Origin of the sequence: Coraliomargarita parva, assembly GCF_027257905.1 — a bacterium.
In the GTDB taxonomy this organism is placed as follows: Bacteria; Verrucomicrobiota; Verrucomicrobiia; order Opitutales; family Coraliomargaritaceae; genus Coraliomargarita_A; species Coraliomargarita_A parva.
Window position 1 is genome coordinate 81,783 of record NZ_JAPZEI010000011.1, and the last position, 16,254, is coordinate 98,036.

Sequence of the window (16,254 nt, forward strand, 5' to 3'; positions counted from 1 at the left end):
CTTTGGAACTTTACCAAGGACTTACGAAATGGCGCACCTACGAAAGAAATCGAACTCCCCGTATTGGCTGGCCACGTTCAAGAACTCGGATGGCCGTTTCGTGGAGCGGTCAACGAAATGCACTAACCGGAAAGATGCCGACGCGCTTGTGGCTGAATGGGAGAAAGCGTCTCGAAAAGCGCTTGCAGGGGAACTGACACAAGCCCAGTCGATGAAGATACTCGATGACATGGTCTTCGACTCGACGGGGGAACAGGTGAAACGGGAGTCGTTGTCGGACTTCTTTAAGCGCTGGCTGGATGGAAAGAAGACGCGTAAGCAATTTTCAACGGAAAAGCGTTATCGCCCGATATTGATGGGCTATCTCGATTTCATCGGCCCAAAGCGTTCTGCGGCTATCGTGGGCAGTGTGACCCCATTGGAAATCGCTCGTTACCGCGACGAGCAGTTAAAGGAGGGGAAGAGTCCTACGACCGCAGATTTCAGTATCAAGGTGCTTTCCGCTGCTTTGGAAGCGGCAAGAAAAGAGGGCATGTCACTGACGAATCCGGCGGAGTCGGTCGAGCGCTTGAACCAAGCCCCCGAAGAGAAGAAGCCGTTTACGGACCAGCAAGTGCGGAAGTTGTTAGATCATGCGGATGGGGATTGGCAAGGGATGGTATTGCTTGCCTGCCACACGGGTATCCGACTGAGCGACGCGGCTAACTTGACTTGGGGTTGCTTTGACCTCGAAGAGCGCACTGTGACATTTATTGCCTCCAAGACGGCCTCCCGTCGTAAGACGAAACGGCCCGAATCGGTCGTTTATCTGCACGGGGACTTCGTGGCATGGTTGAAAAGCCAGATTCGGGGAATTGGGGAGGCTCCGGTGTTTCCGACACTTCATGGTAGGAAGCCCGGATCGGCGGGGGGCCTTTCAACGGCATTTACGAACCTTATGAAGCGTGCCGGAATTGTTTCGGAGTTGGGTGAGGAGAAGGAAGGGAAAGGGCGACGCTTTCGCGAATTGTCGTTTCACAGTTGTCGCCACACATTTTGTTCGAGGTTGGCGAATGCTGCGGTGTCGGCCGACGTTCGTAAAGTAATCGCCGGACACTCCTCTGACGAAATCCATGATCGGTATGTGCACTTGGATATTTCGGCGCAAATGACCGCAGTGAACTCTATGCCGTCAATAACCTCCAATTTAGGTGAATCATGATTGACGTGAAGAAGCTAGGTGAGTTGGAGGCTGATCTTGGTCCATTTTTGTGGTCTTTGCCCGTAGGTGACGAGGAGTTGCCATGGCATTTTTCCCCCTCGGGGCAAGGTAGTCCGGCTTTGGATATGAATCCACAAGGCCCTCGAAAGAAGAAACCGAAGAAACTAGGTGGATTTGTTGCATTGATCTTGCGGTATGGCGGGGAGAAGTTTGCCCGGCTATTGGATGAACTCGAACACGACGCTCCCAGCACTTTTCCCAAGGACCGGATATTGTCGTTAATGCGCTGCGCGGCTTTTCCGGATGATTTGGAGATACCAGAGTTTCAGGATACGTATATCATTTGTTCTCGGATATGGCTGCGCTGGACTTCCCGTTATATGACTTGCGTGGAAGCTACGTGGCGGAAGATTTCAATACGCCAAGAACCCGAACTAATTGCGCTTGGTTTTCGGGATTCATTGAAAATCAGTGACGATGAATTGCTTGCGATACTGCAACGCCACTTCCCGAAATACAAAAAAAAAGGCTGGAAAACAAAAAATTTTCAAGATCGTAGGGAACGTATTATCAAGGAGTTAAGGTAGAAAACCGAAAAATCTGACGGAAATGCGGTAGTCGTAAAATTGTTCGCTGCAAGTCGCTTATATTTATAGGCTACTGATGTCTATCAGTGGCGGCGGCCAAACGCATAATCCTAATCGTCCGGAGTTCATCCGGCTTCCACGGAACGGCTCGAAGTGCCCATTGACGGGCTTGGGTCGTTCTTCACTCAACTCGTTGGTTCTCCCCTGCGAGTCGAATAACCACAAGCCGCCCGTAAAAAGCATTGTCCTCCGTAAGCGTGGCAATGCTCGCGGGGCGCGGCTTATTGTCGTCGATAGCTTGCTCGATTATTTGTATCGGCAAGGCGACGAAGCAACCGAGGGGGAAGAAAAGCTATGAAGCCCCTGCCGACATACATCGAGAAGGGCAACTTCACCTTCACCCAGATCAAGCGGAAAGGCGATGTTGCGATCTATGCCAGATGCCGACGACGCCCGGTGAAATCAGGGCCCCTTAGCTATGAGGTGATCAAGATCACTCGCGCACTTCAAAAGCACGTCCTGGGCAAAAGGGTTCTGCGGGAAAAGGGCGACGAGATTTATCCGTGGTCCGAGAAATGGGGGAGTGGTGCTTTGACTTGCACAAGCTTGGAGGCGGCAGAGCGTCGCTTCCGTCAAATCTTGGAAGAGTCAGGCGCATGAAGCCCCGTCCGGATATACTCGCCCGTATCGCAAACTTAGAGCGCGAAATCGTGCTCGCGAAAAGTAAGCGGCATCGGATCGACGAAGCTATCACTACACGACTGAACGCAATCAATCGGCTGCGCTGTCTCCTTGGGGAATCCAAGGGTGCCGCATCCCCTTTGAAACATGAACAACCGCGAGATTTTTAAACGTATAGCGCAAGCATGTCCTATCGAGGTTGCGCTATCTTTGGCGGCCTTGTCGTTGCGCAAGAAAGCAGGTGGGGCAATCGTATCGAAGATACGCAAGGGGCAATACTCTAGCCCACTTCGCGCTGATCAAGGCAAGCCCTCTTTTCTGGTCAAACAGGGAAGGGATGGTCGCTGGTTCTGGAAAGACATGGCGACTGGTGATCGCGGCGACATGATCGACCTTGTTGCTTGCGGGCTTCACTGCGGTGTAGACGAGGCTGCACGGCTGATCGACCGGAAATTGGGCCTTGGTTTTTGGCAGGAGCCACGTCGTGGACGTTCGGCCAAGGCGAATGCTTCCTATTTGCCTAATATCAAACCTCGAACCCTGACGGAATCCGATGCCTTGAAAATTGCGGCATGTGTAGGGATTGATGGCACCGATTCGATATGGCACCTTCACAAACTTGGTATGCTCCATGTCGGTGATTGCTGGATCGGCGCTACTGGCGGAGCTTACCCGCAGGCGGATTGTTGGTTTCTCTTGGATCGCGCAACAAAGTCGGCCACAGCACGACGGCTCGATGGCAAACCCATTGGCTCTTACAAGTCGATGTGCCCATCCGGTTGGCATAAAGGGCCGATTGGCCTTGGCTACACGGATAAGGCGACCTTCACGCGTGCAGTTGTCGCAGAGGGCGAGAAGGACTTGGTTGCGCTCCTACATGGCTACCCTAAGCGGGAAGAAGTCCTGCCGATCTGTATGCCTTCGGTCACGACACCGTTGAAAAACGCAGCTTTGCCCGAAACCCTTGAGTTGGTGCGCATCTATGCCCAAGCGGACGGGGCAGGAGTCGAGGGGGCCATTCGCTGGGCAACATGGGCGCAGGACGTGCAGCGGGTGGATGTGATCGTTCCGAAGCGAGTCGGCGCGGACGTGGCCGATTTGATGGAAGGGCGGACGCGAGCGGACGCAACGGCCTTGCTCCTATCCGATGACTTCGAGCGCTTTCACGGGGACCGGATCGCCGAACTATCTCCCTCGGATTACCCGAAAGCCGAAGAACACAAGCTACCGCCGAAGCAGCGGGGTTCGCCCAAGAATACGGAGCGTGACAAGGCAGTGCGACAGGCGATTGCATCGTTGCCGCCCGCCAAACAAGCGTCCGATACCGCGATTTGTCGTGTCTTGGGCTTGGAGCCGAACAGTAGCAACCGCAAGAAGGTTTACCGCTCGCGATTACGGGTCGAGTCGGGGCGGTCGTGAGTGAGTGCTATCAATACTACCTATTCTCCGTAAAACTGTTTCCCTACTACGTATTATAGATAAAGTGTCGCAACCGCCGGAAAGTGTCGCACCCGCAAGCCGGAGCCGCCTTGTATAGATAAAGTGTCGCACTTGGTGACAATTCCCCAAAAAGCCCCCAAACCCCTAGCGCCCGGAAGTCGGGCAGAAAGAAGCGGACATGCCGAAAACACCGTTTAGGCTCCTTATTGCAACATGCTTTCGATAAGCGGCGATATTCGCAAGGAGATACTTGTAACCGCCGCTTCGGGGCTTTAGGCATGACTGAACAATTACGAACCTAAGCAATGGCAGACCCCAATCTTTCCTCCTTTATCTGGTCCGTCGCCGACCTACTACGTGGCGATTACAAGCAGTCCGACTACGGAAAAGTCATCCTCCCATTCACCGTCTTACGCCGCCTTGACTGTGTGCTTGAGCCGACGAAGGAAGCCGTGCTCGCGGAGAAGGCCAAGCGAGAGGCAGCCGGATTGAACGCCGAGCCGTTCCTTCTCAAGGCATCCGGCCAGCTATTCTACAACACGTCGCCGCTCGACTTGAAGAAGCTCATGGGCGACCAAGACAACATCGGCGAGAACCTCCGCTCTTACATGCAGGCTTTCGCCCCCACGGTGCGCGACATCTTCGAGAGCTTCGACTTCCACACCCAGATCGACCGACTCGACAAGGCTGGCTTGCTCTACCTTATCACGGAGAAATTCGCCAATATTGACCTGCACCCCGAAGTCGTCAGCAACGCCCAAATGGGGGCGGTATTCGAGGAATTGATCCGCAAGTTCGCGGAGCTTTCCAACGAAACCGCAGGGGAGCACTTTACGCCCCGTGAAGTCATCCGCCTAATGGTCAACCTCCTCTTTATCGAAGACGACGAGGCACTGTCCAAGCCCGGAGTGGTTCGCTCGCTTTACGACCCCACAGCGGGCACGGGCGGGATGCTTAGTGTGGCTGGTGAGCACCTTGGCGAAATCAACCCCGATGCCCGCCTAGTTATGTTCGGGCAAGAGCTTAACGGGGAGTCCTACGCGATCTGCAAGGCCGACATGCTAATCAAGGGGCAGGACATTGCCAACATCAAGCACGGTAACACCCTTTCCGCCGACGGCCTGCACTGGAAGCACTTCGACTACATGCTTTCAAATCCGCCCTTCGGCGTGGAATGGAAGAAGATTCAAAAAGAGATCACCAAGGAAGCCAAGGAACAGGGCTACAACGGTCGCTTCGGTCCCGGACTGCCGCGTGTCAGTGATGGCTCGCTTCTTTTCCTTTTGCACCTTGTTTCAAAGATGCGCCCCGCCAAGGATGGTGGTAGCCGCTTCGGTATCGTCCTTAACGGTTCCCCGCTCTTTACAGGAGGCGCGGGATCGGGGGAGAGCGAGATACGCCGCTACATGTTGGAAAACGACCTTGTTGAGGCAATTATCGGCCTGCCGACCGATATGTTCTACAATACGGGGATTAGCACCTACATCTGGATCGTCAGTAACCGCAAGCCCGCTTCGCGTAAAGGCAAGGTGCAACTGATCGACGCTAGCGGCTTCTGGCAAAAGATGCGCAAGAGCCTTGGCAGTAAGCGCAAGGAGTTGAGTTCCGAACATATCGAGGACATTACACGCCTTTTCGGTGGTTTCGAGGAAGTCACCCGCGACGGCGTGCCCATTAGCCGTATCTTCGCCAACGAGGATTTCGGCTACCGCACCATTACCGTCGAGCGCCCCCAGCGTAACGAAGCGGGCAAGGTTGTGAAAGGCACGAAGGGCAAGGCCAAGGGGCAACCACTCGCGGACAGTAGCTTGCGCGACACCGAGAACGTGCCCCTCGCCGAAGACATGCAGACCTACTTCGAGCGCGAAGTCCTGCCGCACGCACCCGATGCGTGGATTGACGAGACCAAAACCAAAGTGGGCTACGAAATCCCCTTTAACCGCCACTTCTACGTCTTCACGCCGCCTCGCCCATTGGCCGAAATCGACGCGGAATTAAAAGACTGCACCGACCGCATCCTTACCATGATCGAAGGGCTGTCGCAATGAGCTTTCCGCGCTACACGAAATACAAGGATAGCGGAGTCGAGTGGCTCGGCGAGGTGCCGGAGCATTGGGAATTGAAACCGTTGTGGACGGCGTTCCGCCGAGTTAAGCGCACCGGCTACCCAGAGGAAGAATTACTATCGGTCTACCGCGATCTCGGTGTGATCCCAAAGGCGAGCCGCGACGACAACTTTAACAAGCCATCTGACGACCTTGGCGGATACCAGTTGGTTGAGGCAGGTGATCTTGCAATCAATAAGATGAAGGCGTGGCAGGGCTCCGTAGCCATATCAGAGTATCGCGGCATTGTCAGCCCAGCCTACTTTGTTCTTAATGCGCTACACGAAGAAAATAGCCGCTATCTTCACTACCTAATGCGCTCTCCGCGCTACATTACAGGTTATCTGTCCAACTCAAAGGGCATCCGCGTGAACCAGTGGGATCTTCAACCGGAGCTTCATACCCGGATGCTACTCACCATCCCGTCCCGTGAAGAACAGGACACCATAGCCGCCTTCCTTGACCGCGAGACGGCGAAGATTGATGCACTGGTGGCGGAGCAGCGGCGGTTGATGGAACTGCTCAAAGAAAAACGCCAAGCCGTCATTTCCCACGCCGTCACCAAAGGACTCAACCCCGACGCCCCCATGAAGCCCTCCGGCATCGAATGGCTAGGCGACGTGCCGGAGCATTGGGAGGTAGGGAAATTGAAGAGGTGGATTGCGGGGGTCGAGTCTGGAACTAGCGTAAACGCTGCCGACGAACCTGCGAGCGACGGTCAAATTGGAGTTTTGAAAACTAGCAGTGTTTACACTGGGAAGTTCGATCCGAATGAGAACAAGGTTGTAGTCGAAAGTGAACTCGACCGAGTTTCCTGCCCTCTACGCATCAACTCGTTAATCGTAAGTCGAATGAACACACCTGAACTCGTTGGCGCTGCTGGTCTTGTAGTTGAGGCTCCTGACAACATCTTTCTTCCTGATCGGCTTTGGCAGGTCACGACTCGCGAATCAGTTTCGGAGTTTGTTTATCTCTGGACGCTTTCTAATTTGTATCGGGGACAAATTCAGTCCGTTTGCACAGGGACAAGCTCTAGCATGAAGAATCTGTCGCAGGATCAATTTGGAAGCCTAATTGTATGTTGTCCTCCATGCGACGAACAGCGCGAAATCGTAGAAGTAGTGAAGCAGGAGGTTGAGAAACTCGACACGCTCACCGCCGAAGCTCAACGCGCCATCGACCTACTTCAAGAGCGCCGCACCGCAATAATCTCTTCCGCAGTGACCGGTCAGATCGACGTGCGTGAGGTGGTTCCAACTTAATCCCCGTTAATCCAGCAAGTATGAGCGACATTAAACTATTCCGAACCGACGGTGACTCTGTTTCCTTGCTCGAAGGTAAATCCGTCACGCTTGAGAAGTCACTTCAAACCCTAATCGAAAAGCACTTGGAGGTCTTTTTAGGGATTCGTTTTCTGGCTACCGAGTATTCGACAGGCAAGACCCATGGCGGAAGGATCGACACGCTTGGTATCGACGAGAATGGCTGCCCCTGTATTATCGAATACAAGCGTGCCAGTAACGAAAACGTAATCAATCAAGGCTTGTTCTACCTCGATTGGCTATTGGATCACCGAGGTGAGTTTCAATTGCTGGTTCTCGAAAATTACGGAAAGGCGGTTGCTGATTCCATTGAGTGGTCGAGTCCGCGTTTACTCTGTCTAGCTGGCGACTTCAACAAATACGATGGACATGCGGTGCAACAAATGAACCGCAATATCGAATTGATCCGCTACTTGCGTTTCGGTGACGAGCTACTTCTCCTCGAACTCGTTAATGCGGCGCAGGCTACCGTGTCCGCTTCGACGGTAGAAATCCAAGGCGGAAGCAAACCCAAAGCCAAGCAAGTCGATAAGACCGTTGAAGAGCAACTGGCTATGGCGAATACTAAATTGATCGACCTATTCGAGTCGGTAAAGGCCACCTGCCTTGGCTTCGGCGATGATGTGCAGTTCAAGATGCTCAAGCACTATGCGGCTTTTAAGAGGATCAAGAATTTTGTTACAGTGGAAGTGCGTGCGACTGCCGAAAAGCTCTTTCTCTACGTTAAACTTGATCCGGATACGGTCGTGTTAAAGGAAGGCTTTACGCGTGACGTCCGCAATATTGGCCACTGGGGGACCGGAGGGTTGGAAATCGTCCTTCGGACACAGGATGACTTAATCAAGGCTCTATCGTTGCTACAACGGGCATACGAAGAGGCGTAAACATTGGAATGATCGAGTGGGGCATGAACGACATACATAAAGAAATCAAGTTCGAGGACGAAATCTGCGCCTATCTCGCCGATCATGGTTGGCGGTATGCCGAAGGCGACCACCAGCAATACGACCGGACGCGGGCACTCTTCCCTTCGGACATTGTGGCATGGGTGCAAGAAGCCCAACCCGAAGCTTGGGATACGCTGACGAAGAACCATGGCGGGGGCGCGGACGAAGTGCTGTTGAATCGGCTACGTGCGCAACTCGATCAACGGGGCACGCTTGATGTGCTACGTAATGGTATCGAATTGATGGGCCTAAAGAAGGCGCTCAAGCTGGCCGAGTTCAAGCCCGCCTTCGGCTTGAATCCCGACATCCTAGCCCGCTACAAGGCGAACCGCTTGCGCGTGGTGCGGCAGGTTCGGTATTCACTGCATTGCGAAAACAGTATTGATTTGGTGCTGTTCCTTAACGGCCTGCCCGTCGCCACGGTCGAATTAAAGACGGACTTTACCCAGAGCATTGAGGATGCGGTGGACCAATACCGCTACGACCGGAATCCGAAGTCCAAAGGGCACGCGGTAGAACCCTTGCTTTCCTTTCCCTGTGGGGCGTTGGTGCATTTTGCCGTCAGTAACCGCGAAGTGCGGATGACGACGAAGCTCGAAGGTAAGGCCACGACATTTCTTCCATTCAATCTTGGCGACGGCGGGGCTGCGGGGAATCCCGAAAACCCGAAAGGGCACCGCACGGCCTATCTGTGGGAAAGGGTTTGGGAGCGTGAAGGTTGGCTCGAAATACTAGGGCGCTACTTGATCGCGCAGCGGAACAAGAAAAAGGAAATCGAAAAGTTGATTTTCCCCCGTTACCATCAACTCGACGCTACCCGCAAACTACAAGAAGCCGTGCTGGCCGAAGGGGCGGGCACGAAGTATTTGATTCAGCACTCGGCAGGTTCGGGTAAAACGAACTCCATAGCATGGACCGCACACTTCTTCGCGGAACTGCACGACGCGGACAGTAAGAAGGTTTTCGACAGCGTGATCGTCGTGTCGGACCGCAATGTGATCGACTCCCAACTGCAAGACGCTCTTTTCGACTTCCAGCGGAAGACAGGTGTTGTGGCCACGATCAAGGGCGAGGGAGGAAGCAAGAGTGCCGAACTGGCCGAAGCCCTTTCGGGGGACAAGAAGATCGTTGTTTGCACCATCCAGACCTTCCCCTTTGCGCTTGAGAAGGTGCGGGAGTTGGCCGCCACGGATGGGAAGCGTTTTGCCGTCATCGCCGACGAGGCGCACAGTTCGCAAACAGGCGAAGCCGCCAGTAAGCTCAAGGCGGTCTTGAACCCGGAGGAATTGGAAGAACTCAAGGACGGCGGCGAAGTGAGCGCGGAAGATATACTCGCGGCACAAATGGCAAGTCGGGCCGACGACAAGGGCATTACCTTTGTCGCCTTTACCGCGACCCCGAAGGCGAAGACCTTGGAAATCTTCGGCACGCTGCCCGATCCGACGCGAAAACCCGCCAAGGACAACGTTCCGCACCCCTTCCATGTGTATTCGATGCGGCAGGCGATTGAGGAAGGCTTCATCCTCGATGTCTTGCAGAACTACACCAATTACAAGTTGGCGTTCAAGTTGGCGCACGAAGGTAAGGGATACGACGAAGCGGAGGTCGAGCGATCCGCCGCTCTCAAGGGGATTATGCGCTGGGTTCGCCTGCACCCCTATAACATTTCGCAAAAAGTCCAGATCATCGTGGAGCACTTCCGCGATAACGTTGGCCCGCTTCTCGATGGCAAAGGCAAGGCCATGGTCGTGGTGGGCAGTCGCAAAGAAGCGGTCCGCTGGAAGCTGGCCATTGATAAATACATCAAGGAGCAGGCTTACCCGCTTGGGACGCTTGTGGCATTTTCCGGAAAGGTTGCGGACCCCGAATCCGGACCGGACGAATTTACCGAAACGGGTGCGGCAATGAATCCAACCCTCAAGGGGCGTGATATTCGCGAAGCGTTCAAGGGCGATGAATTTCAAGTGCTCATCGTGGCCAATAAATTCCAGACCGGATTCGACCAGCCCTTGCTGTGCGGCATGTATATCGACAAGCGCCTCTCAGGCATCCAAGCAGTCCAAACCCTTTCGCGTCTGAATCGTTTTTATCCCGGAAAGGATAAAACATACGTGGTGGACTTCGTAAACGAGCCAGAGGAGATACTATCATCCTTTAAGGTTTACTACGACACCGCCGAACTCGAAGGCACGACCGACCCGAACTTGGTTTACGACCTTCGGGCCAAACTCGATGCCAAGGGCTATTACGACAACTACGAAGTAGATCGGGTCGTGGCGGTCGAGGTTGATCCGAAGGCCAAGCAAAGCGACTTGGTGGCTGCGGTTGAGCCTGTGGCGGATCGCTTGTTGAAGAAATACAAAGCCGCTCTCGACGCCTACCGTTCGGCCAAGCAGAGCGGGAACGACGAAGCGGCAACGGCGGCCAAGGAGGAAATGGACGAGTTGATCCTATTCAAGCGCGACGTAGGCACCTTCCTTCGCCTTTACACCTTCCTATCGCAAATCTTCAATTACGGGAATACCGACATCGAAAAGCGGGCTATCTTCTTCAAGCACTTGGTTCGCTTGCTTGATTTCGGTCGAGAGCGCGAAGGGGTGGACCTATCCAAGGTGAAGCTGGTCCGCCACAAGTTGAATTACAAAGGATCGCAAAAGCTCGACTTGAAGGCCGGAAGCGCGAAGAAGCTCGACCCCATTACGGAAGCTGGGGGAGGGGCTATCCACGAAGACCAGAAGGCATACATAAGCGCGATTATCGAAAAGCTGAACGACCTCTTCGGGAAGGAGACCACCGACCAAGACCAACTCGTTTACGTGAACGGGGTTATCCTTGGAAAGCTGCTTGAGTCGGAAACCTTGCGGAAGCAGGCGGCCAACAATTCAAAGGAGCAATTTTCCGGTTCGCCCGACTTGGTCAAGGAACTCGACAACGCCATTATCGAGGCGCTGGATGCCCACACGGCCATGAGCACCAAGGCACTCAATTCCGGCGACATCAAGAAAGGCATGTTACGCATTCTCTTGGAATACTCCGGCCTGTGGGAAAAGCTCCGCGAGTCGGACCCCGCAGCCTAGCCGAAAACGCCCCCCGAAAAAAATTCCCCAATTTTATTCCGCTTTAGGAGTCCCTAAGTGCAGGGGGGCTTTTCAGAAGGCGAAGGGAGTTTAACTAATTCTAGGCCGCGCCCTCGTCCCTCGGACGCTTGCACACGGGTGTGGTGGGGGTCCTCGCCCCCGATACCGCAGCGGGTCCCCGATCCGGCTCACTCGCCGCAGTCGAATGATCTCGCAACGAATTTAAGGGGTGAAATAATGTTCACCTATGAGTTACAAATATCGGGACTATCAAGCAATGCGGATGCAATATCAATTCGGCACGGACCTGCACTACTACGTGGACCTCCAAGACCGTGACCACGCGCTTGAAGTTCTGAAAGAGGCCGTAGAGCGCACTGTGGACGAAGACATGCGAACCGATGACGTATTTGCGGCCTTGGAATACTTAAAAGGCCCCTGCCAACGCTACGGGGCTTTACTGGCCTTTCGGGATGCGCTTTCGATAGAACACCCCATGCGACGGGAAACCGCACTCAAGGCGCGGCTTAGTGAGATCAAAATAGAATTACGCCGTAGACTGTGAAGTCGTGTAGCCTTGAGGCCAAAGGGGATTCAACCTAGTTTGCTATGACTCGACATGGCTCGAATCTTACTGGTTGTTGGCTCGTATTTAAGGTTGCCGAGCGCGATCACATGCACAGCCTCACGGGCTTGTTTATTGGACTTCGAGCACCTATGAACGAAAGTGACCATTTTGGAATTTTTTTTGGAACTATCGAGATTTTGAGGCAAAAAGTTTTGTAAGCTACTGATTAACAACGGTCCCCATAGTTCAATGGATAGAACCGCAGTTTCCTAAACTGTTAATCCGGGTTCGAGTCCCGGTGGGGGCACCAGCGGCGTGGGCTGCGGTGTGTGTGCGGGTGCCTGTCATTAAGGTTGAGCTTTGGCGGTGGCTTGGCATTCCTCAGGAAAATCATTTTGCAAGTCTTTGTCGGAACACCTGTTATACAGCCAGTTGAATGACCCTTATTTTGTATCATATCCGTGTATTCGGCCTTTTCGGGCTGCTTTCCCTCGCCGTGCCGTTCTTGTCGGAGACTCTGCTGTATGGGCAAACGCCGGTGGAGACGGACAGCCCGGATCTGTTGAGCCCGGAAGGGCAGTTGGTCCGGTCCTGGCGGAAGACGGCGGCGAAATCGGCACTGGAGTCGGGTTTGTCGGCCACCGCGCGTGATATTTACAGCCGGCTTTTGAAGGATGGAGCTTGGACTCCTGAAGAAGAGGCGGAGATCCGTCTCGAATTGGCCTTGGCACAGATCGCCCAGGGGCGTTACTCGGAAGCCCACCAGTCGATCAATCAGATCAAGGCGGCGCAGCGGAATGACCGGTTCTACCTGTATCAGGCCATGGCGCGCTACGGTGACGGTCGTGGGTCGGATATGACGGCGGTTCAGTCGGCCCTGGATCGCGTGGCTTTGCCGGGACTCAATGTACAAGACCGCCCCTGGTATTATGTGATGTTGGGTGTACTTGCTGAAATGTCCGGCAAGGGGGAGGAGGCGGATCGCCTGTATGCGCAGGCAGAGCAGGCTGCCGGCTCCGGGTTTCAGCGTTCTTATTTCGAAGCATTGTCGTTTCGCCACCAAATCCGTAGTGTCCCTTCGACGGAGGCGATCGTTGCAGATCTGAAGGGGCGCTGGGAGCGCTATAAAGAGGACACCGCATCCTATCCTTATGTGCGGGAATACGCGATTGTCTTATACAATCTGGGGCAGGTGGAAGAGGCCCGGGAAGTGATTGCGTCAGAGCGGCGCAACAAGAATGCAGTTTATGGAGCACGGGATCGGGATCAGTTGCTTCTCTTGGACGCGATGATGGCCGGTCCGGATTCGGCCGATGGACATGATGCTCTCAAGAACCTGGTGCGGAACGGTGAGAGCCGCGACATCATGGCGATTGCATTGAATTTGCTGGCACGGCATGCGGGCAGCCAGGAATTCGCGGAGTTTCTCAATGAAATTATTGCGAGCCAGCAATCCGCGACGAATCAGCCGTCGCATCCCTTGCTGGGGCAGCTCTATTTCCTGCGTAGCCAGATGTCACTTTCGCAGGCGGATCGATTGCGTTCGGCCGGCCAGGTTGACGCGGCCAAGGAGGCCGCTGCTCTGGCAGAAAAGGATGCGGGCTACCTGCTGGATCATTTTCCAGGTATGCAGCAGATCGCGGGTGTCTACCGTTTATTGGCGTATGCGACCCTGCATCGGGCCAGTCCGCAGTACCGTGTGGCTGCCGACTACCTGACGCAATTGCGGGACCAGACCGAGGACGCGCAGCGCCGGCAGGAGCTCAACCGCATGATCGGTGACTGCTATTTCCTGAACGGCGACTATTCGAATGCGGCTGATTTTTACGAAGCGGTCCGCTCGGCGCAGCTCGGGGGGGAGATGTCCGGCGCTCTCTTCTTGCGCCTGATTACTGCGGAGGTCCGGGCGGGGCAGATCGAGGACGCCTTGATTCATGTGGACCAGATCGATTTTGCCGGCAGCATTTCGGTGGAGGAGCGCTGGCGGGTGGAATGGAATTTGATTCAAGCCCTGCAGGCCGGAGGTGAACTGGAAAAGGCCCTCGAACGGGTCAGCCTGCTGCTGGATGAGGGCCAAGGCACCAATGTTTCGGCGTATCTGGACATTCGTTTACGCTGGTTGCAGTTGCATCTGACCGTGCTTTCCGGGCGAATCGACGACGGCACGGCTGAGGCGGCGAATAAACTCTACTCCCGGATTGAGGTGATCCCCGTCACCGACCAGAACCGTGAGGAATTGTCTTTGTTGAAAACCGAGGTGCTCTTGTTGAAGGCCAAGGTCGAGCTGCGTCAGGGGATGGATGAAGCGGGTTTGAACAGTTTGAAACTGCTCCGTTCGGACTATGCCGCGAGTTCGGCGGCACAGCGTTCCTACATGGTGGAGGCGGATTACCTCGCATCGACCGGATCTTTCGAAATGGCGCAGGCCAAGTTATCGGAACTCGCCAATACATACCCGCAAAGCACTTACGCTCCGGAAGCGCTCTTCGAAGCGGCCTTGAATGCCGAGCGGCGGGGCCCGGAAGGTTATACCGATGCGATCCGCCTGCTGGATTCCATGGCGCAGCGTTATCCCGATACCTCCTTGCTGTTCTTTGGCCGCATGCGACAGGGGGACCTGCTCCGCCAGATGAATAATTTCGCCGGTGCCTTGACTGTTTACGAGAACCTGATCAACCGCTATCCGGAAAATCCATTGCGTTATCTGGCCGAATTGTCCCGGGCGGATTGCATGATGGCCCTTGCGGGGGAAAATCCGGCGGCCTTGGACGAGGTGGTGGTTAATTTGGAGCGTGTGCTCGATTTGCCCAACCTACCAGTGGATTTCCAGGTGGAGGCCGGTTACAAGTGGGCGATGGCTTTGCAGAAGAAGGGTGCCCTGACTGAGTCCCGGGAAGTCTGTGCCTTGATGATGCAGCGCTTCCTGCGCGAAGAAGCCCAAGCGGTTCAGTTGGACCGTCCGGGGCGTTATTGGATGTCCCGCACGATGCTGGCCTTGGCTGCCAGCTGGGAGGCGGACGGGGATGCCGCGGAAGCGAAAAGCATCTACCTTAAAATGATTGCCTACGACCTTCCCGGGCGGAGTATTGCCCAAGCACGGATCGACGCGCTCTAACCCTAGAATTTACCGATTTACGACCTGTCCCGCACATGGATTCCAGCCAATATAATTTTATTCTACAGGGCGGCCCGCTCATGTACCCGCTCCTTGTGGTGAGCCTCATCGGATTCGTCATCTTCATCGAACGCGCTCTGTACCTGCACAAAGGCCAGATCGGGACCCAGGATTTCCTCAGCGGCATCAAGAATCTGGTGGGCAAGAAGCGTCTGGTTGAAGCCTTGACTCTGTGTGAGGATACGCCCGGGCCGATGGCGCGGATTGTGAAATCGGCTCTCTTGCGCTACGGGCATTCCAGTGAGGAGGTCCGCTCTGCTATCCAGTCGGCTGCGATTGTGGAGATCCCCATCCTGGAGCGGCGGATTGGCACCATTGCTGCCATTGCCCGCATTGCGCCTCTCCTCGGCTTTCTCGGTACCCTGGTCGCGGCTCTTCAGGCTATGTACCAGTTGGAGGCCTTCAAGGGGGATAGTGGCGCCTTCAGCCAGTTGCTGGCCCAGGCTCTGATCACTTCGGCAACCGGCCTCGCGATTTCGGTGATGGCGATGCTGGCGCATCATTTTCTCTACGGTCGGGTGCGGGCGCTGGTGCACGATTTCGAGTGGGTCGGGCATAGTATCCATGAGTTCTTAACCACCGGAGATCCGGCGGCAGCGGACACGGAAGAGGAGGATCATGAGTAAACGGCGCCAGGGTGAACTGAGTGAGCGCTTGGAGCGGGGGACCTTTACGACTGACTTCGGCTTGGCCTCGCGCTTGAAGATGCCGGAGCCAAAACTGGAACTCCTGCCCTTGCTGGACCTTGCCTTTATCGCCATGCTCTTCGGGCTGCTGTTCACCCGTTTTGTCACGATGCCGGGTGTGCGTCTCGATCTTCCGCAGACCGACCTGCGTATGCAGCATAATGCGTCGAATATCGCCATCCTGACGGTCGGTAACGGCGGAGCCCTGTATTTTGACGGAAGTATCCATAATATGAATACAGTTCGCCAGGCTTTTCGCGACCGTTTTGAGGCTTCGGACGGTTCCGATCTGGCGCTTCTGGTCAAGGCCGAGGCTTCTCTGGACCTGCAGGGCTTTCTCGATATCTGCAAGATGGCCCAGGATGCGGGCTTTTCCCAAGTTCAGATTGTGGGCGGGGAAGTGGAAACGCCCGGCCGCAGCGCAGAAGAGGAGCAGTTTACCACGGGAGTACCTACGATCTGAGG

Annotated in this window: 12 protein-coding genes and 1 tRNA gene; all 13 read left to right on the forward strand. The window is 55.0% G+C overall.

Going from position 1 to position 16,254, the window contains the following annotated elements; all coding sequences use genetic code 11:
- Positions 1-28: 28 nt before the first annotated feature.
- The 13 genes from O2597_RS15595 to O2597_RS15655 all read left to right on the forward strand — a co-directional run bounded on the left by O2597_RS15595 (position 29) and on the right by O2597_RS15655 (position 16,252).
- Positions 29-1,201, forward strand: a complete 1,173-nt coding sequence (locus O2597_RS15595; protein ID WP_269526347.1) for a tyrosine-type recombinase/integrase — start codon at positions 29-31, stop codon at positions 1,199-1,201.
- On the forward strand, positions 1,198-1,788 hold the full coding sequence (locus O2597_RS15600) for a hypothetical protein (protein ID WP_269526348.1): 591 nt from the start codon (positions 1,198-1,200) through the stop codon (positions 1,786-1,788). The genes O2597_RS15595 and O2597_RS15600 overlap by 4 nt, the downstream gene beginning before the upstream one ends.
- Positions 1,789-2,142: 354 nt before the next feature.
- On the forward strand, positions 2,143-2,448 hold the full coding sequence (locus O2597_RS15605; RefSeq protein ID WP_269526349.1) for a hypothetical protein: 306 nt from the start codon (positions 2,143-2,145) through the stop codon (positions 2,446-2,448).
- Positions 2,449-2,616: 168 nt separating this feature from the next.
- The gene (locus O2597_RS15610; protein WP_269526351.1) at positions 2,617-3,888 is read left to right on the forward strand and encodes a hypothetical protein; all 1,272 of its coding nucleotides are present in this window, start codon (positions 2,617-2,619) and stop codon (positions 3,886-3,888) included.
- A 326-nt stretch (positions 3,889-4,214) separates the two neighbouring features.
- On the forward strand, positions 4,215-5,957 hold the full coding sequence (locus O2597_RS15615) for a type I restriction-modification system subunit M (RefSeq protein WP_269526352.1): 1,743 nt from the start codon (positions 4,215-4,217) through the stop codon (positions 5,955-5,957).
- Complete coding sequence (locus O2597_RS15620) at positions 5,954-7,276, forward strand: restriction endonuclease subunit S (protein WP_269526353.1); 1,323 nt, start codon at positions 5,954-5,956, stop codon at positions 7,274-7,276. Before O2597_RS15615 ends, O2597_RS15620 begins: the two co-directional genes overlap by 4 nt.
- Before the next feature lie 20 nt (positions 7,277-7,296).
- Positions 7,297-8,220 (forward strand): DUF5655 domain-containing protein, encoded by a 924-nt coding sequence (locus O2597_RS15625; RefSeq protein WP_269526354.1) that lies wholly within the window; start codon positions 7,297-7,299, stop codon positions 8,218-8,220.
- 23 nt (positions 8,221-8,243) lie between these two features.
- Complete coding sequence (locus O2597_RS15630; protein ID WP_269526356.1) at positions 8,244-11,360, forward strand: type I restriction endonuclease subunit R; 3,117 nt, start codon at positions 8,244-8,246, stop codon at positions 11,358-11,360.
- Between the two features lie 247 nt (positions 11,361-11,607).
- Positions 11,608-11,925 carry a hypothetical protein gene (locus O2597_RS15635; protein WP_269526357.1) on the forward strand — a complete coding sequence of 106 codons (318 nt, stop codon included), beginning with the start codon at positions 11,608-11,610 and terminating at the stop codon, positions 11,923-11,925.
- 238 nt (positions 11,926-12,163) lie between these two features.
- Positions 12,164-12,238: transfer RNA gene (locus O2597_RS15640), tRNA-Arg, on the forward strand.
- A gap of 126 nt (positions 12,239-12,364) precedes the next feature.
- Positions 12,365-15,043, forward strand: coding sequence for a tetratricopeptide repeat protein (locus tag O2597_RS15645; RefSeq protein ID WP_269526359.1), 2,679 nt, complete (start codon positions 12,365-12,367; stop codon positions 15,041-15,043).
- Between the two features lie 35 nt (positions 15,044-15,078).
- Positions 15,079-15,729, forward strand: a complete 651-nt coding sequence (locus tag O2597_RS15650) for a MotA/TolQ/ExbB proton channel family protein (protein WP_269526361.1) — start codon at positions 15,079-15,081, stop codon at positions 15,727-15,729.
- Positions 15,722-16,252, forward strand: a complete 531-nt coding sequence (locus O2597_RS15655) for an ExbD/TolR family protein (protein ID WP_269526363.1) — start codon at positions 15,722-15,724, stop codon at positions 16,250-16,252. Before O2597_RS15650 ends, O2597_RS15655 begins: the two co-directional genes overlap by 8 nt.
- Positions 16,253-16,254 lie beyond the last annotated feature (2 nt).